Genomic DNA, 23,766 nt, shown 5'->3' with positions numbered 1-23,766 from the left:
GGTAGTTGACGATTAAACGTGAGGGCGGATGTGAATGGCAGATGCGAGCGCGTCGGATCGCGCGTATCGCGTGATCCGCAATCGGATTATCGAGCACGCCTACGAGCCGGGAACCATGCTCGGCGAATCGACTCTCGCGGGCGAAATCGGTATGAGTCGTACGCCGGTGCGTACGGCGCTGGCCAGACTGCAAGACGAAGGCTGGATCGCCGTCTATCCCAAGCGCGGTGCACAGGTGCGCGGGGTCTCGCAGCGTGCAGCCGCCGAATTGGCCGACGCCCGGATCGTGCTGGAATCGACCTCAGTCGATCGAGCGAGTTCGCCGCGACGGGCAGAGTTGGCGGACCGTCTCGAGGAATCGATCGAGGCGCAACGCGTCGCCTTCGCCGACGGCGACGTCGCCCAGTTCATCGACCTGACGCTGTCCTTCCACCGCAGTTTTGTCGAAGTTGGCGAGAACCGGGTACTGCTGGAGCTCTATGACAGGCTCGTCGACCGCCATCGATTCTTGCTGTTCGGATCCGGGGAGCGACTGTTGTCGCGCTGCGCGGACATCATTGATGAGCATCATCTGCTGCTTGATGAGGTGCGCCACGGTGACGGTCCCGGGTTCGCGAAGGCCCTGCGTAATCACATTGCCGAAACCAGCGCGACCGATGTCGACGGATTCGGCGACGTCGTCGGTCGATGATCGGCTCGCTCGGACAGCGTGCGCGGCCTACGGCAGCCGCTCGCCTTTCATCAGCCGCGACTTGTACACGTTCGCGATCGTCACGCCGTCCAGGAACTCAGTGAGCCGGTCGGCCTCTACCTGCAACCGATCAGCGTCCCGTTTGCTCAGTGCCCGCGCGGGGATAACCTGCACCCGCGACGCGTCGTCCTGCACCCAACAGCCGACGATCCGTCCATCCAGCCAGGCCGTCGTCCCACCGTTGCCATTGCTATCGAAGAGGTAGGGCACCAAGGCGGAATCGAGGTAGAAGTCGCGCTCCTTCCAGCCCATCACGGTGGGATCGAGCGTGGGCAACAGCGCCGCCCATTCGCCGACCGGCTCGCCGGGTTCGTCGTCCGGTAGGACATAGCCGACAGACCCTGAATCGAGTGAGACCTCGACGGCGTTGATATCGGCTAGTGCTCGGCGCACGGCGGCTTTCGTCGCGCCCAACCACCACACGATGTCGGCCTCGGTGCCCGGACCGAACGTCGCCAGCCACCGCGCGACGAGGACTGCGTAGCCGTCGGATGCCGCGAGCGGGACAGGTCGCTCGCCGAGCCAGTGCTCGGTAGCAATCCACGTGGTGCGCGAGGTGCGCCAATGCCCGGTGTTCGCCGCACGCATGATGTGTCCCTCGGCGCCCAACAGGGTGAGCAGACGCGGGGCGAACGGCGTCGATTTATCCCACTTCCTGGCGTCAGGTCCGACCTTGCTGCGACCGTGGAGTTCGGGCAGTTCCGTACGTAACTGCGCCGCGCTCAGCGCGTCTCCGTGCGCCAGCCGTTCGCGGACTGCCGCGCTGGCCCGCGCGATCCACGCCGCGCCGTCGGTCGTGACGTCGTGACGTTCTAAGTCCTTCGCGAGCGTCGAATGCTGTTGTGTGGCGACTCGGGCGGACGCGCTGCCGAGCACCGCGGGCAGCAAGTCACGGGTGAAGCCGAACAACGTACGACGCATCGCGAGTTGTTTGATGATGCTGCGCTCGTCGTACAGCGCGGCCTCGACCGCGCTCACCGTAGGTTCGTGCATCCTGGCGGCTAGGGCGAGGTGGACGGTTGCGGGTTCGGTCGCATGCAACGCGACGAGCGCGTCGTTCACGGCGAGCGGGTCAGCGAGGCGATGTTCGGGGTGAACCGCGTGGCGTACGGCAAGACGGGCGCGGCGTGCGTCATCGCTGAATCTCATGAGCCGATCCTGCCGTACGCGAGCGACAACCGTGAATGAGATCGAATCACGCAGACACGCTGAACATTCGGCGCGGAACGAGAGCGCGGAACGAGAGCGCTGAACCCGAGGCCACCTATCGAGCCGGCGGCTCAGTCTCGCTAGCTAAGTCCAGCGGCTCGGTCACGGCTCTAGGCGCTGGCACACCGACCGACTGAGCCTCAGCGCCGACCTTGTCGTCATCGACTGCTGATGCACTCGGAGGATGATTCTCGTTCGGCGGCCGACGGAGTGACTCAAGTAAGACCGCCACCACGGCCACCACGATCAGCGCCGTGATCACCGAACCGGTGGACACCGGTCGGTTGACGAACACCACGAACACTGCGATAGCGACGGTGGCGATGAGGATGGTGTTGTGCCACGAGTCCAGAATCCGCCCGAACCCCTTGGTGCTTAGCCCGTGCTGTTCGGAAGCAGCGCGTACCGCGCCGAACACTCGATTGCCGGTGCGGCGGGCCGTACGCGCGCTGCTGGATCCGCCGGCGAGCCAGGCTCCGACCACGAGACAAATCGCCAGCACAATCAGCGCCGCGGTCACCGAATATAGGTCCGTGGTGACCTGGCTGAAAGCGACGTCGGCGGTGGACCTCGGCATGATGGACGGCGCTACGGAACCGAGGAAGATTTGTCTGCCGATGGCGAGCGCTGCAGCCAGCACAAGTAACGCGATGAGGTAACCGCACGCGGTGCGCAGCAGCGCCGCCATGTGCCGCCGCGCGATCGCGATACCGGCCGCGGCGAGTCCGAGCACGATCCACGGCAACCAGTAGCCGACCGAATCTGCTGCCTGGTATGCCACTCGAACCGTGGTGAGCGAATCTGCTTGGGCCAGGGGAATGGTGCGATGGACCTGGGGAATTGCGGAGGCGAATCCGAACCCTCGGTCGATGAGTTCCTGGCGGACCTGACTGATAACAACATCGAGCTCGATAGCCAGCGCGCCGTCATCGGACAAACTGACTGCGGTTCCAGGCTGGTCCTGGATGATCGCGATGGCGCGGGAGTGTGATTCGCGTAGCGCTGTGTTCCAGACGCTCGCGAAGGCCTCCGAGGTAACGACACGTTCGACGGCCGTGTCGATCAGCGAGCGAATGCCCTGTGCCGCCGGGCCTTCGAGTGTCTCCAATGCTGTCTGCGCGGCAGGGGGAAGCCCGAGTTCATTGATGGCGTCGACCACCGAGGTCACCATCTCGTCGATCTCAAGATTGCCTTCGATCGCTGTGGTGACCTGCTCAGTGATGAGGTCTTGAACTTCGGGCTCGTCGATCAGTGGACCGAAGGTCGACACAAACCGATCGGTGTCCACGAGTTGCACGCGGGCCCAAGTGCCGAGGACTGCGACCGGGACGAGGATGACGCTCAACGTCAACAGGATCGCGGAGATGATGCTCCGTCCACGCGATCGGCCGGGCTGATCGTCGCGCAGTGCGGATTCGCGCAGTTGTGCGTTCTGATCCTCGAGTTCCGCGACGCGAGCGCGCAGCGATTCGTGATCCTCGGTATTCATCAGCGCTTCCGATCCTGCTAGCGAGGTGGCCTTCTTCGAAAACTAGCCGGATCGGGCCGAATACGGCTCACCCTATCTGTGCGGTTACCTCGCTACATATATCCACATCGATATCCACAGGGCGCGCATCGACCGATATCGGTGCAAACAGGAAGCGCGTCGGCGCGGGTGCGCCGACGCGCTTACGAGCGGTTGTGTATCGAATGCCCGGTTTTCCCAATGGCTGCGGGAAATGCCAGGGCCCTCGCGCGATCTGCGGGGCACCCCGGTCGTCGTACGCGGTGACCCGCACCGGCGACCGCGACGGTACCGCGACGAGCGATGATCGCGACTTATCCCCAGGCCGCGTGGTGCGGCCCGTCAGTCGTCGACCTTGAGGATTTCGCCGTCGATGGAGACTTTCACCTCGACATCGCCCTGATCGGTAGCGTCGACGCTGACCTCCCAGTGCGGCCCTTCGCCATCATCGCCGCTGTCGAGCTCGGCGTCGTCGAGATCGCCACCGACGTGCTCGATTGCCAGCTCGATCGCGTCGCTGAGCGTGATGGATGCTGCGTCGAGTGCGGCCTTGTCGTCGGCGTCCAGATCGTCGTTCTCGGTGTTGAGCACCTGCGTTCCGTCTGGGCTGAGGTTCACCTCGACAGCGGTGTCTCCCGTTCGTACGGAAACCTCCCAGGTCCCGTCGTCGTCCTGGTCGTCGATCTCGAATGCCGTGCCGCCGGTGTCGGCCTCGGCCTTATCGATCGCGGTGAGGGCCGCCTTCGTCGTGCCGCTTGCGGGTGCAGGAGTGCCGGAATCCGAGGACGCCCCTTGATCCGCAGCGGTCGAGCTCGCGCTGCCGGAGGCATCGCCCGCGGATGCGTTGTCGCCGGCGCTCTGCTGGTCATCAGTCGTGGCCTCGGAGTTCTGCTGACTGCCGGTGGACCCGTCGTCGGAAGGGTCAACCTCGGAGGAGCACGCTGACATTGCGATCAGCAACGAGGCGGCGATGGGGACGACGATGGCGCTGCGTGAAGTAGTCATGAGAACCACTGTGACAGCCCCGAATGATGAGGTTCTCATCTGGATGAATGCGTTTTCATCTGGATTCGTCGACGCACGTGCACGTGTGGTTCGGACCGCGAAATGTGTCGCGAAAGACGCAGTCCAGGAGCGGTGTTATCGCTGTATCGCGGCTATCTCACCGGTGGGACTGCGTTGTCAGCAGCCATCTCGCCGTCCATCCAGCGTCGTCGTTCAGCCTTCGGATTCTGCAGGGGTGCGGGTGAGGGCTTTCTGCAGCGTCGGAACTGCGGCGACCAAGGTGCGCGCGTAATCGGTTCGCGGGTGCTGGTACACCTGCTGGGTCGTGCCGAGTTCGACGATTGCACCATCTTTGAGTACGGCGACGTGCTCGCACAGGTGCTGGACCACCGACAGGTCGTGCGAGACGAACACCAGGGTCAGGGCGCGCTCGCGGACGAGCCGGCTGATCACGTTGAGTACCTGAGCGCGCACCGAGACGTCCAACGCGGAGACGGGTTCGTCCGCCAGCAGGATCCGCGGGTTTGGTGCGAGTGCGCGAGCGATCGATATCCGCTGTCGCTGTCCCCCAGAGAACTGGTGTGGGTAGCGATCGGCGGAGTCGGCCGTAAGCCCGACGTCCCTAAGCAGTGCGTCGATGTCATCTCTGGTGTGCGCGATGCGCTGAGCAATGAGCGGCTCGGCGACGATATCGCGCACCCGCATCCGCGGATCGAGCGAACTCATCGGGTCTTGAAACACCATCTGGGTGGTACGTCGTAGGTCCTTGTTACGCGAGACTTCGACGCCATCGATATGTACCGAACCCGACGTCGCATCGTCCAGACCGGCGATGATGCGAAGCAGAGTGGATTTCCCCGAACCGGACTCGCCGACGATCGCGAACCTATCACCGGCAGAAACATCGAAAGATACCGAATTAAGGGCGGTGAAGGAGCGGCGTCCGCCGAGCAGTCGCTCGCGCGGCAGTGGGTAGGTGCGAGTGAGGTCACGGACGCTGATGATCGAGTCGCTCAACGCTCCACCTCCTCGGCGTTCAGCGGATGGAAGCACGCGACGCCCGCCGCAGACGGACCACCCGAACTAGCCGGATCAGACGGACGATCCGGATCGGCGGGATCAGGCCGGTCCGACCGTCTGCGCGACCACGCCGGCACCTCGGTGCACGCATCGGTGGCTCGGCCGCATCGATTCCGAAACACGCATCCGGAGGGGAAGCGGCCAGCGGCCGGGACCGACCCGGCGATCGTGAGCAGGTCGCCGTTCTGGTCAACCTGCGTCAGGTCAGAGGACGCCAGGAGTCCCGCGGTGTAAGGGTGCTGCGGGCTGGTGAACACATCGTGGACGGTGCCGGCTTCGACGACCCGCCCGCCGTACATCACCAGCACCCGCTGGCACATCGACGCCAGCACCGCCAGATCATGCGTGATGAACAGCAAAGCGGCCTGGTGCGCGGCGACTTCAGCGCGAATCAGTCGCAACACCTGCTCCTGCACCGTGACGTCCAGCGCCGTCGTTGGCTCATCGCAGATCAGCAACATGGGATCGTTGGCCAGCGCGATCGCGACCACGACCCGCTGGCGCTGCCCGCCGGAGAGTTGGTGCGGATACTTGCGCCAGGATTCAGCCGGCAGTCCGACTTGCTCGAGCAAGCTGCGCGCCTCGGTCTGCGCCGCCCTCTTCGAGGGCGCCGTACCGTGCAGCAGCATGGTTTCGGCGATCTGATTACCGATGCGCATTGTCGGATTCAGCGCGGTCATCGGTTCCTGGAACACCATCGCGACGTCCTTGCCGCGGCGTTGCGCCAAGGTGCGTTCGTTGGCGCCGAGTAACTCGTGGCCGTCCAGAGTGATCGTCCCCGAAGTCCGCAGCGCACCGTCGAGCAGACCGATCACCGACATCGCGGTCAATGACTTACCGGAGCCGGATTCACCGATCAATCCGACGCGTTCGCCGGCGCCGATAGTGAATGACACGTCATCCAGCAGTCGGAAGTTGGCGGCGTCCACGCACAGGTGAGCCACCTGCAGCACCGAGTTCATCGCGCCTCCGACAGGGTTACGTCGAGCCGGTCGCGCAGTCCGTCGCCGAGCAGATTGAATCCGACCACGGCGGCCGCGATCGCCACCCCCGGCACCAACCCGAGTTGCAGCGCTTTGTACAGCACAGGCTGCGAGTCGAACAGCATCGTGCCCCAGGTCGCGTTTGGCGTGGGAGTGCCCAGACCGAGGTACGACAGGCCGGCTTCGGCGAGTACGGCGATCGCGAACGCCACGCTGGCCTGCACGATGATCAGGCTGGCGATGTTACGTAGTACGTGCCGCCGCGCGATTGCCCATGAGCGGTGTCCCGCTGCGCGCGCAGCGAGTACGTAGTCGGTGGCCATCACTTGCATCGTGCCCGCGCGGGCGATCCGCGCGAACGATGGGATGGACGCGATTCCGATCGCGACCATCGCGGTCAGCGTGCTACCGCCATAGATGGTGGTCAGCATGATCGCCAGCAGCAAGGCCGGGAATGCCAGCAATAGGTCATTCGTCCGCAGCACTAGCTCGCTGACGAAGCGCCGACGGGACATCGCCGCCCAGATGCCGAGCGGTACGCCCACGACGGCCGCGATTCCGACGGCGACGACGCCCACCAGAAGCGTGGTGCGCGCGCCCACCATCAACCTGCTGAGCACGTCGCGACCATAGATATCGCCGCCGAGCAGGTGCTCACCCGAAAATGGTGCGTACTTCGGTGCCACCCCGTTGAGATTCGGCGGGTACGGCGTCCAGAACACCGAGATCACCCCGAGCAGTACGACCATCGTGACGAGTACGCCGCCGACCCAGAGATTCAGGTTACGGCGCCCCCGGGTGCGCGATGGCGTGAACGCTGCGACGCTCATCGCCTGCTCCTCAATCGTGGGTCGAGGACGACGTACAACACCTCGACGAGCAGTGTGATGAACAACGTCAGCGCGACCAGCACCATCACGATCGATTGGACGCCGATCAGGTCACGGTCGGCGACTTCGGACAGCAGCATCCTGCCGATTCCCGGGATATCGAAGACCTGCTCCACGACGACAGCTCCGACCAGCAGAGTTGACAACTGCAGCCCGAGAACGGTGACGACGGGAATCGACGCGTTGCGTAGGCCGTGCAGCACGATGGCGCGACCGGGTGTGAGGCCCTTGGCGCGGGCGGTACGCATGTAATCGGTACGCAGCACGTCCAACATGGCCGAGCGCACGTACCGACTGAGCACCGCGCCTTGCACGAGCCCGAGGGACACCGCCGGAAGGGTTATCTGCCGCAGGAATCTGACGAAGTCTTCCTGGGGCGCGGTGTATCCGCCGACGATGAACCAGTCGCGATTGATCGCCAGCGAGTTGATCAGGATCAAGCCGAGCGCGAACGCCGGAATGGCGATACCGATCTGGGAAAGTATCGACACGATCAGCCCGGTGGGCTTACCGTGCCGCAGCGCCATCAGCGTGCCGAGCGGTAAAGCGATAACGAGCGCGATGACCATGCCGCACAGCACGAGAACGATGGTTCGGCTGAGTTTCTCGGAGATCTCCGGGCCGAGGTCGAATCCGCCGATCCAGGAGCGACCGAAGTCGCCGTGCAGCATTCCGGTCAGCCACTCGAGGTACCGCTCGGGCCACGGTCGGTTGAGCCCGAACTCCTCGCGTAGTTGTGCGACGGATTCCTCGTTCGCGTTCAGTCCAAGTGCGGTACGAGCCGGGTCGCCGGGCAGGATGTTCATGACCCCGAAGATGACCAGGGAAGCGACCAGTAGGGTGACGGCGAAGATACCCACTCTGGTGAGGATCTTGACCGCCATCGCCGTACTCCTCAGGGTCTGAGACTGGCGTAAACCCTACTGCAACGCACGTCATCCACGGGCCACAGACCGGCGGTCTCCCGCCGCGCCGGGACGGTGGGAGCACCGCGCTTTCCGCAGGCCAGCTATTACGTCTCGTTCTCGTCGAGCCATTGGATATCGGCGTTGCCGAGCCCAGCGGCTATTGCCGTAGCGGTCTCTTTCCACGATGTGAGCTCGGCGAGTGCCAGATGCGGCTGGTCGGTGGAGAACGACGCGCGCGCGGCGTCGATGAGGTCCTGTGTGCAGGACCGTCGATCCGCGGGAGATAGGGCGAGCATCCAGGGAAATGCCTTGCTCATGCGTTCGGCGAGCGAGCCGCCGTCATCGAGGGCGACCGTAATGAGCTGCGAAGCGAAACTCAACAATCGGGTACGTCTTTCGGCCTCGCGCTGCGACATGAGCACCAGCGATTCGCCGTCGCGGCGAGTCACGCGCACAGGGTGCTCTTCGGCCTCGGCGAAGACTTCGGCTGAGTGCTTACTCAGGTCCGAGGAGCGCCGGGTCGCCATGGGGAATTCTGCTGCAATGGCCATCTCCCAAGACTGTTCCGAATGTATTCGGAAGTCTAGGTGTCGAGTTGGTCGCCCTCGAGTGGCTCGGTGCGCAGATGGTCGCGGACGTACGCGCGTGCCGAGTCGAAGATGTCGACCTCATGCCCGGCGCGTTCGGACAATAGCCAGCGGTGTTCGAGGACCTCGTGAAAGATCTCCGGGTCGGACAATTCACCGCGGATGGCAGCCGGGACCATGCGCACCAGTGGCTCGTAGATCTGGGTCAACCATCTGTGCGCGACCAGTTCCGGGTTTTCGGCTTGCAAGTCGTGATGCGCGGTGTACGCCTCCAGATCGTTCAGTAGCCTGCGGGCCTGGTTGTCCTCGACACTCATGCCGGTGAGCTGGCGCAGCCGTCGACAATGGAAGCCAGGCTCGACGGCCTTCGGGCGTAGATGCACTGTTGAGCCTTCCCAGTCGGTGACGATCTCGATCTCGTCGACGTTAAAGCCAAGAGTGTTGAGCCGTTCGATGCGCTGCTCGATGCGCCACATGTCGTCGGTGGAAAAGTCTTCCTCAGCGGTGAGATCCCGCCACAGTTCGTCGTACCGCGTGCTCAACCTGTCGACCACGTCGTGCGCATCGAGGTCGGTGCTGAGGCTGCCCGCGGCTTGGAGGTCGAGCAACTCGGCGAAGACGTTGCCCACGGCAGTATCGAGGTCGTACGCGCGCTGCCCCGACGACAGTGAGTCATGCAGTTCGCCGGTCTCGGCATCCACCAGATACGCGACGTACTCCCCGGCGGCCGGACGAAAAAGCGTGTTCGATAGCGAGCAGTCGCCCCACGCGAATCCGGCCAGGTGCAGTCGGGTGAGTAGGACGACGAGACCGTCAATGAGACGCGGCACGACGGAGGGCTCGACGCCGCGGGCGAAGATCTCGCGGTAGGGCTGCGAATAGGGCAGTCGCCGAGTTACCAGGGCAGGCTCGATCTCCTGGCCGTCGCCGCTCACGCGACCCGAGACGATCGCCACCGGTTCGACCACGGGTTCGGCGAGCCGTCGCAGATCGCGCAGCAGCCGGTACTCGCGCTCGGCATAACGCGGCCGCGTTTCCTTCACCGCATACACGTCGCCGTGCGGTGCGGGTCGCACAAAACGCACCACGTGGCGGGAGATACCGCGCGGCAGTCCGGCCATGAAATCGCCGTCCCACGCTGCTAGTGGCAGATGCCAGGGAAGCTCTAATAGCCCGGGAGGCGACGTGCTCGCAGTGATGTGCAGCGCCATCCCTCGATCTTGACCCGACCGAGGTATGACTGATATCACAATCCTGTAACGTCGGATCGACGCGCAGTATCCGCACTGTTGCCGCCGCGGTTCGGCGTGAATGCTCAGGGGTGCCGACTTAGCGAAAGGCTGAGGCTGATGATCAGATCAGTTCGAAGATTCGCCGGTGCTCCGGCCGCGCGCCGCTGCGCGGCCGCCGTCCTCGCCGCGGGCGTTGCCCTCACGACGCTGACCGCGTGCGGCTCGGACTCGGGGGCGCAGACGCTCACCTGGTACGTCAATCCGGACGGCGAGGCAACGAACCGCGCAACCGCGGAGCGTTGCAGTACGGACGGTTATGACATCGACGTACAACTACTACCTACCGACGCCTCGCAGCAACGAGTGCAGGCAGCCCGCCGGCTCGCCGCCGAAGACACCGGTATCGACTTGATCAGCTTGGACGTCGTTTTCGTTCCGGAGTTCGCCAACGCCGGGTTCCTCGCCGAGATCCCGCCGGAGTACACCGAACAAGCCACCGGCCCGGACGTCGTCGGAGGCATCGCGGACACCGTGCAATGGAACGACAAGGTCTACGCGATCCCGCAGTGGGCCAATACCCAGATCATGTGGTACTCGAAATCGCTGGCCGATGCCGCTGGTCTGGACATGAGCGAGCCGGTCACCTGGGACCAAATCATCGATGCCGCGGCCGACAACGGCGGCACGGTCGGCGTCCAGGGCAAGAAATACGAGGGCTACGCCGCGCTGATCAACGCGCTCGTGATGGGTGCCGGAGGCGAGATCGCGACGAACCTCGAGGCCGGGGTGGACGCGGACATCACCATCGACTCGGAGGCTGGCGACGCCGCGGCCGCCGTTCTGGAGAAGTTGTCGAACTCACCGGCAGGCCAGCCGGATCTGCCGAACTCTAATGAGGGCACCGTGTTGCCATACCTCATGGATGGCGGCGGATTCATGATGAACTGGACGTTCGTCTACAAGGGCGCCGGCTACACCGAGGAACAACTGAAGGACCTCGGATGGGCCATGTACCCGGCGACCGTCGCCGGGGAGCAGGCACGCCCACCGGTCGGCGGTATCGACATCGGCGTCAACGCGGCCTCCGACGACCTCGACGCGGCGCTCGCGGCCGCGGCCTGCATCACCGATGAGCAATCACAGATTGACCTGGCCGCCAACGATGGATTGATGCCGGCGAAGTCGTCGCTGTACGAGTCACCCGAGCTGACCGATGCATACCCCGCCGACCTGCTGGCCTTGTTCCGCGAGTCGCTTGAGCAGGGCGGAGCGCGCCCGGTCTCTGCGGTGTACAACGACATGTCGCTGGCGATCCAGACGTCCTGGCATCCGCCCTCGAGCGTGAGCAGCAGTACGCCGTCGTCGTCTAAGCAATTCATCGAGGACGTTCTTGGTGGAGAGGCGTTGGTGTAGATGAGCACGTCAACGGTCAAGAGCGGGGACTCGCCGGAAAAACAGCGCGAGTCGGACAAGTCCCGAGCCGAGAACCGGCTCGGCCAGAAGTTGGTCTTGCCGGCGGTCATCCTGATGTTGCTGGTGACCGCGTGGCCGATGATTCAGGCTCTCTGGTTGTCGCTGTTTCAGTACCGCCTGACCTCACCTGACGACCGCGAGATGGTCGGGCTCAACAACTACGTCACGATCTTCACCGACCCGATCTTCTGGCGCGACACCGGCAACACCGTGATGATCATGGTCGTCACGGTCTCGATCGAATTCGTCATCGGTATGGCATTCGCGCTGATCATGCACCGGGTGATCTTTGCGCGCGGGCTGATACGGACCTCGATCCTGATCCCGTACGGCGTGATCACCGTCGTGTCGGCGTTCGCGTGGCAGTTCGCATTCAGCGCCAACAACGGGTTCGTGAACTACTGGCTGCCATTCGTCGAAGACAACTTTGACTGGTTCGGCAGCTACGGATCTTCGATGGTCGCGATCATGATCTCGGAGATCTGGAAGACGACTCCGTTCATGTCGTTGCTGCTGCTCGCTGGGCTCGCACAAGTCTCCGAAGACACCCTCGAGGCCGCGAAGGTGGATGGCGCGACGTGGTGGCAGCGGCTCTACAAAGTGATCCTGCCGAACATGCGCTCGGCGATCATGGTCGCCGTCCTCTTCCGCGCGTTGGATGCGTACCGCATCTTCGACAACATCTTCGTGATGACGCGAGGGGCGAATAACACCGAGTCGGTCTCGTTCCTGACCTACCGACAATCGATTGAACTGCTGAATCTCGGCATGGGCTCAGCGCTTTCAGTGGTGCTCTTCTTGAGCGTGCTGCTGATCGCGGCATTGCTGGTGAAGGTGTTCCGGGTGGACCTGGCCCAGGCACGAGGGGAGCGCTGAGATGAAACGCAAGATCGGAATGACGCTCGGCATCGCGCTCATCCTCATTTGGTGCCTGCTACCCGTCGCCTGGATCATCTCGTTGTCATTCAAATCCCAGGAGGCGATCACCAGCGGCAGTCCTGGCTTCTTCCCGACTTCTGATGGATTCGCCGGGTGGGCTAACTATGAGGCGCTGCTGACCGGTGAGCACAGCGACTTCGTGCAGGCGATCATCAACTCGATCGGCATCTCGCTGATCTCGACGGTGCTGTCGGTGATCGTCGCGACGCTGGCGGCATACGCCGTGGCGCGGCTGGAGTTCAAGGGCAAGAAGTTCGTGTTGTGGGTGGCGCTCGCGATTGCGATGTTTCCGGTCGTGTCGCTGGTCAGCCCGCTGTTCGACCTGTGGAGCTCGATCGGGCTGTTCGATACGTGGCTCGGGCTGATCATTCCGTACATGTCCTTCACCCTCCCGCTGGCGATTTGGACGTTGTCGGCGTTCTTCCGGGAGATTCCGTGGGAGATGGAACAGGCGGCGCAGGTCGACGGCGCAACCTCGTGGCAAGCATTTCGCAAGGTTATCGTTCCGTTGGCCGCACCGGGCGTGTTCACCGCGGCGATTCTGACCTTCTTCTTCGCGTGGAACGACTTCGTCTTCGGGATATCGCTGACATCCAGCAGCAGTGCCCGACCGATCCCCGCAGCGCTGTCGTTCCTCGTCGGGTCTGACCCGTTCAACCCGCCATCCTCGTTGCTGGCGGCGGCCGCGGTGATCGGTACCGTGCCGATCATCATCATTGTCCTGTTGTTCCAGCGCAAGATCGTGGCCGGACTGACCTCCGGCGCAGTGAAGGGTTGACGTCAGATGGCAGGCATCGAGATGCGCAACATCGTCAAGAAGTACGGCGACGGGTTTCCCGCGGTCAACGACGTGTCCATCGACGTCACCGACGGCGAGTTCCTGATCCTCGTCGGGCCGTCGGGCTGCGGTAAGTCGACGCTATTGCGGATGATCGTCGGGCTGGAGGACATCACCTCCGGCGACCTGCTGATCGGCGGGCGGCGGGTCAACGACTTAGCGCCGCGTGACCGCAACTTGGCAATGGTGTTCCAGAACTACGCGTTGTATCCCCACCTGACCGTGTACGAGAACATCGCGTTCCCGCTGAGGCTGGCGAAGAAGTTCAGTGAGCAGGAGATCGATCAGAAGGTCCGTCAGGCCAGTGCGACGCTCGAATTGGACGAGCACCTCGAACGTAAACCGGGCAACCTCTCTGGTGGCCAGCGACAGCGCGTGGCGATGGGTCGGGCAATCGTGCGGGACGCCGATGCGTTCCTGTTCGATGAGCCGTTGTCCAACCTCGACGCGAAACTGCGCGGTCAGATGCGCACGGAGATTGCGCGGTTGCAGAAGAAGCTCGGCATCACGACGGTGTACGTGACGCATGACCAAACCGAGGCGATGACGCTCGGCACCCGGGTCGCCGTACTCAAGCGGGGAATTCTGCAGCAGTTAGCGAGTCCGCGCGAACTGTACGAAAACCCGGTGAACCTGTTCGTGGCGGGGTTCATCGGCTCACCGCCGATGAACTTCTTGCCCGCGACCCTGGAGGGCACGTCGGTGCAGCTGCCCTTTGGCTCCGTGCAGATCCCGCCGGAGAAAGCGTCGAAGGCCGAGGGGCGTGGCCTGCTCATCGCCGGTATCCGTCCGCCCTATTTCGAGGACGCGGCGCTGGTCGACAACAAGTCCGAGGGCTCGACATTCACTGCCACGATTGATTTTGTGGAGTGGCTCGGCAATGAGCAGTATGCGTACATCCCGTTTGAGGCGCCGCCGGAGGTGCAGTCGCAGCTGAACGAATTGGAGCGGGAGCTCGACGGTGACTCGATGCGCACGCAGATGGTGGTGTCGTTGAATTCGCAAAGCCGAGTCTCGGCGGGGGAGACTGCCGAGTTGCACGTCGATGCGACGAAACTGCACCTGTTCGACCCTGCGTCGGGTGAGAACCTCACGCTTGGCTGAGTCCTCCGGTCACCGACTCTGGTTCCGGCCGCGTTCCCCACGCGGCGGTCGATCAAGCCAGCCGACCGATCGACGCCCTGCTGCTGAACACGCAGCCCGAGCAGCCACTCATCTGCCATACGTGGACAAGCCCCCTCTCCGACTGCGTTTTCAGTACGACGACGGGGGGATCGAGTGGAAAGAGACGTCGCAAGAGTCGCTGGCCAGCGACCAAGTCGCGACGTCGGTGAGCCAGTGACCGCTGCGGGGTACGACCGAGAAACAAAATAGTGCCGGGATCCCGTTGGGATCCCGGCACTATGTCGCGTTGGTTCAGCCGGATTTGCGGCGGAAGGTCTTGTCATGCCCGGCCCGGCCGTGGGCGCCGTGCGCCTTCGACTTGCCGGGGCCGGCGTTCATGTGCGGGTGCTCATGTTGGGCCTTCTTCTCTAACGCATCACGGAACTTGTCCTTGATGTTCTGCTCGGCGCCGTGCTCTTCGTCGGATGACTGCTGCTCGGTACTCATGCAATTACCATTACAGCCCGGATGCGGATCTGCAATCGATTATCGTCGGCACTCGGGAGCGGAACACGCGCTCACGTGGCTGCGGAGTTGCGGGTGCCACGGGCGAGCCCGGTCGAACTCGAGGACGGGGCCCCGGCCATCGATGCCGAGTCCATCATGCGTTCGCGGGTGCTTGCGTACCTGCACCATGCCTGCGGATAGCAGGTGCGGCGCCTCCGCAGCCGCCGCATCCGCCACCGCAATCGGCAGCGCCCGCTGTGCTGGCGGCGCCACATGGGCTGTGCGCGGGCACGGCGGTATGCCCCTCGTGCTGGGCGATGAGGCGATCGAGCGCGTTGTCATCCAGGCCCAAGATCGTGAAACCGTTGTCGCGCAACATCTCCAAGTCGGCCTTGGCGGCTTGGCCCTCAGAGGTCAGATAGTCGCCGAGGAAGATGGAGTTGGCCACCTGCAGGGCCAACGCCTGCGAGGTACGCAGGTGTAACTCCCGACCGCCCGCGATTCGGACTTCTTTGTCCGGACACACGAAGCGCGCCATGGCCAGAATCTTGACGCATCGAATTGGGGTGAGCGTCCAGGTATCGGCGAGCGGGGTGCCATCGAAGGGGATCAGGAAGTTCACCGGGATCGAGTCGGCGTCCAGCGCCCGAAGTGCGAAGAGCGCTTCGACGAGTTGTTCGTCCGTTTCGCCAAGTCCCGCGATGAGCCCGGAGCATGGTGACAGACCCGCGGTCTTTGCCTTGCCGATGGTGTCGGTGCGGTCCTCATACGTATGCGTCTGCACGATGTTGTCGTGATTGGATTCGGCGGTGTTGATGTTGTGGTTGTATGCGTCGACCCCAGCGGCTTTGAGCCGCTCCGCTTGCCCGTCCCGAAGTAGACCGAGGCACGCGCAGACCTCCACGTCGTTGTGTTCGGCCTTCAGCGCCGTGGTCATATCGACCACTTTGTCGATGTCACGGTCGGACGGCCCGCGCCCGGAGGCAACCATGCAGACGCGCGTCGCGCCGCCACTGAGTCCGACTCCGGCCTGGTGAAGCGTCTGTTCCTTGGAAAGCCAGGAATACTTGAGAATCGGCGCCGTTGAGCCAACGGCCTGTGAACAGTAGTTGCAGTTCTCTGGACAGAGCCCAGACTTCAAGTTCACTAGATAGTTGACCTTGACGGTGTTACCGAAGTGCTCTCGACGAAGTCTGCCTGCAGCGGCCACCACGGCGGTGAGGTCGGCGTCGGAGGCCCGCAGAACCGATAGCGCATCTTCCTCGGTAGCCGCGCCTCCGTCGAGAATCCGGGTGGCGAGTGCGTCGAACTGAGTGCTCATGAAACTCCCGATGAATTAGTCGCTTGCTAACCTGAACAGTGTTCAGGTTAGCAAGAACTGCGGGGTTAGCAACGCGTGGTGGATGCCGCGAAGCCAGCGGGGGAGCGCATCCGCGGTCGCTCCAGCACGCGTCGAGAGCGCGAAATAAGGATTGCGAGATGCACATATGACGCACTGCGACGCGATAGCGCGCCGGGCACGCGAACCGGCAGAACTGGCGAGAGACTGCGGATGTGCTGTGACGCGGTCGCACGCTGGGAGCGCGCGGATCGGGGAACGTGGGAAGACGCAACCATTGCGGTTGCGGCAGCTTGCGTCGACCTCGATATGCAGCTAGACCGTTCGGCCGTGGCCCGAGTGGTGATGGCCGTCCGGGGACACGCTCGGGAGGGACGCGTTATCGAACGGCGGCGCGCGCCTCGATAGCTTGCTTGTAGAGCCGACCGGCGCGGTACGACGACCGCACCAGCGGCCCGGAGAGGACGCCGACGAATCCGATCTGTTCGGCCTCCTGGGCCAACTCGACGAACTCTTCAGGCTTGACCCAGCGATCGACTGGCAGCAGCGTGACGTTCGGGCGCAGGTACTGGGTGATCGTCACCAGATCGCAGCCGGCGTGGTGCAACTGCTGCAAGGCCTCGGTGATCTCCTCGCGGGTCTCACCCATGCCGAGGATCAGGTTCGACTTCGTGACGAGTCCGGCCGCGCGTGCTTGAGTGATGACATCGAGGGAACGCTCGTAACGGAAACCAGGGCGGATTCGTTTGAAGATCCGGGGCACGGTCTCCACGTTGTGCGCGAACACTTCGGGGCGCGCATCGAAGAGCTGGCCGAGCAGTTCGGGCTTACCCGAGAAGTCGGGGGCAAGCATCTCGACACCGGTGTCCGGGTTGAGCGCGTGGATCTGGCGGATCGTTTCGGCGTACAACCAGGCGCCCTCGTCCGGAAGGTCATCGCGGCATACCCCGGTGACAGTGGCGTAGCGCAACTGCATCGTGCGTACCGATTCGGCGACTCGCAGCGGTTCACCCGTGTCGTACGACGTGGGCTTCGCCGACTCGATCTGGCAGAAGTCGCAGCGACGAGTGCAGGCGTCGCCGCCGATCAGGAACGTTGCCTCGCGGTCTTCCCAGCACTCGAAGATGTTCGGACAGCCGGCCTCTTGGCACACGGTGTGCAGGCCTTCGGATTTCACCAGGCTCTGCATGTCTCGATACTCCGGACCCATCTTCGCGCGGGTCTTGATCCACGCCGGCTTGCGTTCGATGGGGGTCTGAGCGTTCTTGGCCTCGACGCGAAGCAGTCGACGGCCTTCCGGTGCGACAGTCACGCGACCCAGCCTACTCAGGTTTACTCGCCGTGGTTGTGGGGTACGACCCGCCCCACACACCGGCCATCGACGCGAGCCATACCCACCGGTCCGTCAGTCCTCGGCCAGGATGTCGGCGGTGGGACGCGAGTAGTCCAGGCAACGCCGCAGGTGCGGTTCGATCCGCTGCGCCACCTCCATCAGGGGCGGCGCTGCCGGCAACTCAGCGGCCATCGAGGTGACTCCCGCGTCGCTGATCCCGCACGGCACGATGTTGCTGAACGCCGCCGCCGTCGAGTCGTTGATGTTGATCGCGAACCCGTGCATCGTCGTACGTTTGGACACTCGGATCCCAATTGCGCTGATCTTGCGTTCGGGTCGGGCGGGGACGGCGAGCACATTCGCCAGATCGGACGGGAACGAGATATTCGAGCCTCCGCCGTTCGTCGTCCCCGAGGTGCCGCTGTCTGCTCGCGTCGAGCCTCTGCCTGACGTCTCCGCGGCATCGCCGATGACCCCGATGGGGTCGCCCGATACGGGCCGGCGGGTACGGTCTGCATCCCACAGCGAGTCGGCGCGGGCCGTCACTGGGCGCGCATCGGAGGCGTCCAGCCAGACCCCGGTGCGGGCTTGTACGCGACCGCCGACGATCCCGTACTCGGCGAGTACGGCGATGATCGCCGACTCCATCCGCCGAACATGATCGACGACGCCGATGCGGGCCGGCAGCTTGATGATCGGGTAGCCGACGAGTTGCCCCGGACCGTGCCAAGTGATTTCGCCGCCGCGGTCGACCTGGATGACCGGCGTGCCGTCAAACGGCATGTCCTCAGGTTTGGTACGTCGTCCGGCGGTGTAGACGGGTGCGTGTTCGAGCAACAAGACGCGCCCGGGAGCTTCTTCGGCGGCAACCTTGGCATGAATCTCACGTTGGTAGTCCCACGCCCATTGGTACTCGACGAGCCGACCTTCGCTGAGGTCGAGGTATTCAAACTCAAGCGGTGCTATTACCGATGAGGCTTCAAGCGTCGTCACTCCACCGATGCTAACCCTCTGCGCGATACGTGCCCCAATGCACCGAATCCTCGAGCGGCCGTCGCCCGCGCCAGCCGAACCGCTCGAGATCAGGCACCTCGGCAAACTCGCTCACTTCGCCAACGCACAGCCACGCGATCGGTCGTACGCCGTCCGGAAGCCCGGCGATATCGGCGAGCACTGATTCGTCGTAGAAGGACACCCAGCCGACGCCGACGCCTTCGGCGACCCCGGCTAGCCACAGGTTCTGGATCGCGAGCGCGACTGACATGAGGCCGGTGTCGGCGATGGTGTGCCGGCCGAGGACGTGTTCGCCGCCGCGTGAGTGGTCGTAGGTGACCACCACGCCGGTGCCGCTTTCGCGGATTCCCTCGATCTTGATCGGGTCGAAGGTAGCGGCACGGTCCGGCGGCAGACTATCGGCGAACTCGCGTCGTTTCACCCGCACGTGCTCGGCCATCCGCTCCAGGGTCGCCGGGTCCTGGATCACGACGAAGTCCCACGGCGCGCTGTGGCCCACGCTGGGCGCGTGGTGCGCCGCGGCGAGGATCCGCAGAAGCATCTCCCGGTCGATGACCTTGCCGGTGAACTCTGCCCGTACGTCGCGGCGGCGCGCGATCGCTTCGTAAACGTCCATACCTCAAGTCTCCCTGAGATGCGGTCGCGGCGTTGCTATGCGGTCAAGTCGGCAACCGGGAATGATTCGCCGATGATGTTTTCAGGCAATCCATCGATCCCGGGCTTGGCCACGATGAGGTTCGGCAGCAGGAACAGGAAGTCCGCAGCGGCGTCCTGCGAGATGATTGTCGCTGCCTGCTTCATGTCCTCGACCTGTTCCTCGGGGGTGCCGGCGTCCGCCGATGCGACGAGATCCTGCACCATCGGGTTGTCGTACGACGTGTAGTACGACGGGTCGGCGAACAGCGTGGGCAAATCGCGCGGCTCAACGTGCGAGACGATCGACATATCGAAGTCCTTGTCGGTCATTACCGTCTGGATCCACGCCGCCGGGAACTCCAACGTATCGATGTCGACGGTGATCCCGACCTTCGACAGCTGCGACTGGACCTCGGGTCCGCACGACTGCGCGTAAGGCAGTGACGGCAGCCGCAAGCGCAACGTGATGTCCTCTGCGCCCGCTTCTTTCAGCAGCGATTCGGCCTTCTGCGTGTCGTAGAGGAAATCGACCGTGCGGTCCTCGTACCAGGGGTCGGTTGGCGGGACCATCGAGCCGATGAGTTCACCCTTGCCTGCCCAGCAGTTCTCCAGCAGCGTCTTGTGGTCGATAGCCGAGCGGATCGCTTGACGCACGCGCACGTCGGCGAGCGGACCGGAACTCTGGTTGAACGACAGCACGACCTCGCCGTTCGTGGTGCCCTCGATCACCTGGAACTGGTCAGCCTTCGGCCCGTCGGTGAACTGGTCCAGGGCTTCGGGGGCCTGCACCGTCGTCACGACGTCGATCTCGCCGCCGAGCATCGCGCTGTTCATCGAGGTGGCGTTGTCGAAATACTTGAATTCGACGGTCTTGAAGTGCGGTTTCTCGCCCCAGTAGGAGTCGTTGCGGTTCAGCGTGATCCGGTCACCGCGCTGCCATTCGCCGAAGGTATAGGGGCCGGTGCCGATCGGGGTGTTCGCGAGGTCCGCGACGCCATCCTTGGAGAACATGGCGCCGATGCGGGTGGTCATGTTGTACAGCCAGGTATTGGACGGCTTGCTGAGCGTAACGACGAGCTCGGTCGAGCTGTTGACCGTGACCGATTCGACGACGTCCATTTTGGCCTTGAGGTCGATGGTCCAGTCCGTCTTGACACGATCGATGGAGAACTTCGCGTCGTCGGCGGTGAACGGCGCACCGTCGGAGAACACCGCTTTGTCGGTGAGCGTGAAGGTGTACGACAGCCCGTCGTCACTGACGGTCCAGTCGGTTGCCAGTCCCGGTGCTATCTCGCCGTCTGGGCCGACGGTCACGAGCGTCTCGTAGACGTTGTCCAGCAGCAACTGCGGAATTGCGGCACCGTCGGTCGTCGTGAAATCGAGGCTGGCCGGTTCGGCGACGAGGCCGAGTACGACGATGTCGCCCTCGAAGGTGCCACCGGCGGAATCGTCATTGCCGCCGTCCGAGGATGACGAAGAACAACCGGTGAGGGCGAGCGTGGCCGCGACCAACGCGCCGACCAACCGGGTAAACGTGGACTTCATCGGACCGAGTCTCCCTGCTTGATGGCCGCGATGCGCCTCTCGTCGAGGGACGCCGCAGTGTGGTGATCACACAATGGTGGACCCGCGCGTGCCAAGTGAATACGCCGATGAGGAACTTCACATTGCGTCTTGGTTACGGCGGTCGGCCCGAGTGCCAGGAGCGGCCGCGTGGACGCTGCGGCCGTGGGCGCCTGTCGTAGGACCACCGGCATCTCGCCGAAGCCGGTGGGTCGAGCCCGGACGGCGTGATTGGAGTGTGGGATCCCGCCCGCGGGTGGCCGCCGTCCCGGCCGATGCGGCGTTGACAACACGACCGCTCGCACGCGATGGATCGACGTACCCTCGTGCGGTGTCACCCGCATCTGAACTCAGCGTGGACGACGAGGCCGGACGTCGCCGAGTCGTGCGTAACGCCCTCGCCATGGGTCTGGCGACCGGCGCATACGGGCTCACCTTCGGCGCCCTGGGCGTCGCCTCGGGCCTGAGTCTGGCGCAGACCTGCATTCTGTCGCTGGCGATGTTTACCGGCGGCTCGCAGTTCGCGTTTGTCGGCGTCATCGGCGGCGGTGGTACGCCGCTGGCCGCAGCAGCGACAGCACTGTTGTTGGGCGCGCGAAACACGGTGTACGGCCTGTCAGTCGGGCCCCTGCTGAGGGTGCGTGGCTGGCGTAAGGCAGGTGCCGCGCAACTGGTCATCGACGAATCGACGGCGATGTCCATCGGCGAGACGCGGAAACCGCTGGCCAGAGTGGCGTTCTGGGCGACGGGATTGAGCATCTTTGCGTTCTGGAATTTGGCGACCTTGATTGGTGCGGTGGCAGCGGGCGCGCTGCCGGATCCCAAGGCGCTCGGACTGGATGCCGTTGCTCCCGCGGCGTTCATCTTTCTATTCGCACCGCGACTGACGAGTCGGACGGCGTGGTTGACCGCCGGGGTGGGTGCCGTCGTGGCGCTCGCACTTGTGCCGCTATTGCCCTCGGGCCTTCCGGTGATCGCGGCAGCCGTTGCTGTGGCGGTGCTGGCGATCGCCACGTCGAGGCGCGCGACGGGACCGGACCACAGCGCCGGGTCGGGTGATGCGTCGTGATGTGGCTAGGCGTGATCGTGGCGTGCGTGGGTTGTTACGCGCTGAAGTACGCCGGAATGTCGGTGCCGCAGCGGGTATTGGACTCGCCGGCGGTGCGGCAACTGTCGCTGCTGTTGCCGGTCGGTTTGCTGGCGGCGCTGGCCGCGGCGCAGACGCTTGCGGACGGCGAACGGCTGATGTTCGATGCGCGGATCGTCGGCGTGCTCGTAGCGATCATCGCGATACGACTGAAGTGTCCGTTCATCGTGGTGGTGGCGCTCGCCGCCGCGTCGGCGGCCGTTGCGCGGTTACTCGGTATGCCCTGACCACGCGTTGATCGCGCGCGCCTTCGATACAGCCGTACCGCCGACAACCTGGGCGGACGCCCAAGATGGGTCGGTGACGGCTGTCGCAAATTAGGACATTCGATCCGCCTGGGGCCCGGATAGCGTTTCTTTACGCCATACCGAACGGGGTATCTCGGCGAGGAGAAAAGGATCTGCACTGATGGCATCTGACGCGGCCGACTTCCGTGCCGCACTGGCTACCTTTCCCAGCGGTATCACGCTGGTGACGACCCGCGACGCCGACGGCAAGCCGTGGGGCTTCGCCGCGACCTCGTTCTGTTCGGTGTCGGCCGATCCGCCGCTGGTGCTCGTCTGTTTGGCCACGACCGCGCAGTGTTATCCGGTGTTCGAGTCTGCCGAGCGGTGGATGATTCACGTCGTACACGGCGAGCATTCTGATTTGGTGGACCTGTTCGCTACCCGCGGGGCAGATAAATTCGGTAGCGGTGCGTTCGCCGACGGACCCGGCGGACTGCCGACGTTGTCCGATGCGAGCGTGGTGATGGAGTGCTCGCGTTTTGAGTTCACCCCTGCTGGTGACCACTCGATCTTGCTGGGCCGGGTCGAATCCGCTGTCGTAAACGAGCCTCACCCGGTTGTCTACTTCCAGCGCAAAATCCATCCGATCGGAGTCAACTAGTTATGACCGCTGTATTGCGTGGATCGACTTCTCACGACGACGCCCACGAGCAGTGGGGCCCTCGGGGGCAATCCAACGAGGTCGATCAGGCCGTCGAAGCGCTGCGTGCGGGGAAGACCGCCGTGCTGCTGGACGACGTCGGCCACGGCCACGGGTTCCTGGTGCACGCCGCGGAGCGTTCGGATGCCGAACTGGTTGCGTTCATGGTGCGGTACTCGTCGGGATACTTGCGGGTTGCGGTCGCCGACGAGGATGCGATCCGGATGAAACTGCCGCTGATGGTTCCCGACGGCGCCGATCCCGACGTTGAGCCGTTCACCGTGACTGTGGATTCTGCGCACCTTGGCGGTACCGGAATATCGGCGTTCGATCGAGCTCAAACGATCCGGCTGCTGGCCTCATCGAATTCGGTGCCGACCGATTTCACCCGACCCGGTCATGTTCTGCCGGTACGGGTGCGCGATGAGGAGTCGAACGAGTTCGCGCCGTACCGCGGAGTTCTGCAGTTGGCGCGGCGCGCCGGTGTGGCGCCCGCAGCGGCGTACGCCGAGATTGTCGCTGACGGTGACGGCCTCGACCTCGCGCACGGCGTCGAGGTCAACATCATCGCGAGCCGACTCGGTCTGCCGGTGGTCCGCGCCTCCCGCCTGCTCGCCCAGTAGATCGACGCGGATCCAGGTCACAGCGGTTGCGAGGCCCGTGCGCGTGCTCTCCCTGACGATCGGTCCCGCCCAAAACGATCGCTGAGCGGCTAGGTGTGATGTCCAGGCAGGTTGTTGAGTCTGCTCATTGGTGGGGCTCCGATTGCGGTGTGGTGCCTGTGGTGATTGTAG

24 protein-coding genes are annotated in these 23,766 nt (G+C 64.1%); 9 read left to right on the top strand and 15 right to left on the bottom strand.

Annotation, left to right across the window (positions count from 1 at the left end):
* Window positions 1-34: 34 nt before the first annotated feature.
* Window positions 35-691: a GntR family transcriptional regulator gene (locus tag E1H16_RS11640; RefSeq protein ID WP_134324060.1), complete on the top strand. Its 657-nt coding sequence runs from the start codon at window positions 35-37 to the stop codon at window positions 689-691.
* A gap of 27 nt (window positions 692-718) precedes the next feature.
* On the opposite strand, the gene E1H16_RS11635 is transcribed toward E1H16_RS11640, so the two are convergent.
* The 9 genes from E1H16_RS11635 to E1H16_RS11595 form a co-directional block, all read right to left on the bottom strand.
* Window positions 719-1,900 (bottom strand): winged helix DNA-binding domain-containing protein, encoded by a 1,182-nt coding sequence (locus tag E1H16_RS11635; protein WP_134324059.1) that lies wholly within the window; start codon window positions 1,898-1,900, stop codon window positions 719-721.
* A 115-nt stretch (window positions 1,901-2,015) separates the two neighbouring features.
* A complete protein-coding gene (locus E1H16_RS11630; RefSeq protein ID WP_134324058.1) occupies window positions 2,016-3,449 on the bottom strand; it encodes a hypothetical protein in 1,434 nt (477 codons plus the stop codon).
* A 360-nt stretch (window positions 3,450-3,809) separates the two neighbouring features.
* A complete protein-coding gene (locus E1H16_RS11625; protein WP_166741734.1) occupies window positions 3,810-4,472 on the bottom strand; it encodes a PepSY domain-containing protein in 663 nt (220 codons plus the stop codon).
* A 213-nt stretch (window positions 4,473-4,685) separates the two neighbouring features.
* Complete coding sequence (locus tag E1H16_RS11620; RefSeq protein ID WP_134324056.1) at window positions 4,686-5,489, bottom strand: ABC transporter ATP-binding protein; 804 nt, start codon at window positions 5,487-5,489, stop codon at window positions 4,686-4,688.
* Window positions 5,486-6,514, bottom strand: coding sequence for an ABC transporter ATP-binding protein (locus E1H16_RS11615; protein ID WP_134324055.1), 1,029 nt, complete (start codon window positions 6,512-6,514; stop codon window positions 5,486-5,488). The genes E1H16_RS11620 and E1H16_RS11615 overlap by 4 nt, the downstream gene beginning before the upstream one ends.
* Window positions 6,511-7,365: an ABC transporter permease gene (locus E1H16_RS11610; RefSeq protein WP_134324054.1), complete on the bottom strand. Its 855-nt coding sequence runs from the start codon at window positions 7,363-7,365 to the stop codon at window positions 6,511-6,513. The genes E1H16_RS11615 and E1H16_RS11610 overlap by 4 nt, the downstream gene beginning before the upstream one ends.
* The gene (locus tag E1H16_RS11605; protein WP_134324053.1) at window positions 7,362-8,309 is read right to left on the bottom strand and encodes an ABC transporter permease; all 948 of its coding nucleotides are present in this window, start codon (window positions 8,307-8,309) and stop codon (window positions 7,362-7,364) included. Before E1H16_RS11605 ends, E1H16_RS11610 begins: the two co-directional genes overlap by 4 nt.
* Window positions 8,310-8,437: 128 nt before the next feature.
* On the bottom strand, window positions 8,438-8,884 hold the full coding sequence (locus E1H16_RS11600) for a type II toxin-antitoxin system Phd/YefM family antitoxin (RefSeq protein ID WP_134324052.1): 447 nt from the start codon (window positions 8,882-8,884) through the stop codon (window positions 8,438-8,440).
* 32 nt (window positions 8,885-8,916) lie between these two features.
* Window positions 8,917-10,131, bottom strand: coding sequence for a DUF4032 domain-containing protein (locus E1H16_RS11595; protein WP_134324051.1), 1,215 nt, complete (start codon window positions 10,129-10,131; stop codon window positions 8,917-8,919).
* A 138-nt stretch (window positions 10,132-10,269) separates the two neighbouring features.
* On the opposite strand from E1H16_RS11595, the gene E1H16_RS11590 reads away from it, so the two are divergent.
* From E1H16_RS11590 to E1H16_RS11575, 4 genes are read left to right on the top strand one after another with little or no spacing between them, the layout of a single operon-like run.
* Window positions 10,270-11,565 carry an extracellular solute-binding protein gene (locus E1H16_RS11590; protein WP_134324050.1) on the top strand — a complete coding sequence of 432 codons (1,296 nt, stop codon included), beginning with the start codon at window positions 10,270-10,272 and terminating at the stop codon, window positions 11,563-11,565.
* The gene (locus tag E1H16_RS11585; protein ID WP_134324049.1) at window positions 11,566-12,501 is read left to right on the top strand and encodes a carbohydrate ABC transporter permease; all 936 of its coding nucleotides are present in this window, start codon (window positions 11,566-11,568) and stop codon (window positions 12,499-12,501) included. It abuts the gene before it with no gap.
* A 1-nt stretch (window position 12,502) separates the two neighbouring features.
* Complete coding sequence (locus E1H16_RS11580; protein WP_134324048.1) at window positions 12,503-13,342, top strand: carbohydrate ABC transporter permease; 840 nt, start codon at window positions 12,503-12,505, stop codon at window positions 13,340-13,342.
* Window positions 13,343-13,348: 6 nt separating this feature from the next.
* Complete coding sequence (locus E1H16_RS11575) at window positions 13,349-14,506, top strand: ABC transporter ATP-binding protein (RefSeq protein ID WP_134324047.1); 1,158 nt, start codon at window positions 13,349-13,351, stop codon at window positions 14,504-14,506.
* Between the two features lie 312 nt (window positions 14,507-14,818).
* On the opposite strand, the gene E1H16_RS11570 is transcribed toward E1H16_RS11575, so the two are convergent.
* From E1H16_RS11570 to E1H16_RS11545, 6 genes are all read right to left on the bottom strand, one after another.
* Complete coding sequence (locus E1H16_RS11570) at window positions 14,819-15,013, bottom strand: DUF5302 domain-containing protein (protein ID WP_134324046.1); 195 nt, start codon at window positions 15,011-15,013, stop codon at window positions 14,819-14,821.
* 154 nt (window positions 15,014-15,167) lie between these two features.
* Window positions 15,168-16,334 (bottom strand): biotin synthase BioB, encoded by a 1,167-nt coding sequence (gene bioB, locus E1H16_RS11565; protein ID WP_134324045.1) that lies wholly within the window; start codon window positions 16,332-16,334, stop codon window positions 15,168-15,170.
* Window positions 16,335-16,731: 397 nt separating this feature from the next.
* Window positions 16,732-17,664, bottom strand: coding sequence for a lipoyl synthase (gene lipA, locus E1H16_RS11560; protein WP_134324044.1), 933 nt, complete (start codon window positions 17,662-17,664; stop codon window positions 16,732-16,734).
* A 93-nt stretch (window positions 17,665-17,757) separates the two neighbouring features.
* Window positions 17,758-18,678: a lipoyl(octanoyl) transferase LipB gene (gene lipB, locus E1H16_RS18785; protein ID WP_243837832.1), complete on the bottom strand. Its 921-nt coding sequence runs from the start codon at window positions 18,676-18,678 to the stop codon at window positions 17,758-17,760.
* Window positions 18,679-18,688: 10 nt separating this feature from the next.
* Window positions 18,689-19,315 carry a 5,6-dimethylbenzimidazole synthase gene (gene bluB / locus E1H16_RS11550; RefSeq protein WP_134324043.1) on the bottom strand — a complete coding sequence of 209 codons (627 nt, stop codon included), beginning with the start codon at window positions 19,313-19,315 and terminating at the stop codon, window positions 18,689-18,691.
* Between the two features lie 35 nt (window positions 19,316-19,350).
* On the bottom strand, window positions 19,351-20,880 hold the full coding sequence (locus E1H16_RS11545; protein WP_134324042.1) for an ABC transporter substrate-binding protein: 1,530 nt from the start codon (window positions 20,878-20,880) through the stop codon (window positions 19,351-19,353).
* A 349-nt stretch (window positions 20,881-21,229) separates the two neighbouring features.
* Here E1H16_RS11545 and E1H16_RS11540 point away from each other — a divergent pair, with 349 nt between their 5' ends.
* From E1H16_RS11540 to E1H16_RS11525, 4 genes are all read left to right on the top strand, one after another.
* Window positions 21,230-21,967, top strand: a complete 738-nt coding sequence (locus E1H16_RS11540) for an AzlC family ABC transporter permease (protein WP_243837831.1) — start codon at window positions 21,230-21,232, stop codon at window positions 21,965-21,967.
* A complete protein-coding gene (locus E1H16_RS11535; RefSeq protein ID WP_134324041.1) occupies window positions 21,967-22,272 on the top strand; it encodes an AzlD domain-containing protein in 306 nt (101 codons plus the stop codon). Before E1H16_RS11540 ends, E1H16_RS11535 begins: the two co-directional genes overlap by 1 nt.
* A gap of 181 nt (window positions 22,273-22,453) precedes the next feature.
* Window positions 22,454-22,933 carry a flavin reductase family protein gene (locus tag E1H16_RS11530; RefSeq protein ID WP_134324040.1) on the top strand — a complete coding sequence of 160 codons (480 nt, stop codon included), beginning with the start codon at window positions 22,454-22,456 and terminating at the stop codon, window positions 22,931-22,933.
* Between the two features lie 2 nt (window positions 22,934-22,935).
* Window positions 22,936-23,595 carry a 3,4-dihydroxy-2-butanone-4-phosphate synthase gene (locus E1H16_RS11525; protein ID WP_134324039.1) on the top strand — a complete coding sequence of 220 codons (660 nt, stop codon included), beginning with the start codon at window positions 22,936-22,938 and terminating at the stop codon, window positions 23,593-23,595.
* Window positions 23,596-23,766: the final 171 nt, after the last annotated feature.

It is taken from the genome of Cumulibacter soli, assembly GCF_004382795.1.
GTDB lineage: Bacteria > Actinomycetota > Actinomycetes > Mycobacteriales > Antricoccaceae > Cumulibacter > Cumulibacter soli.
Note: the sequence above shows the minus strand (reverse complement) of the source record. Positions and strands in the feature narration are given on the sequence as shown.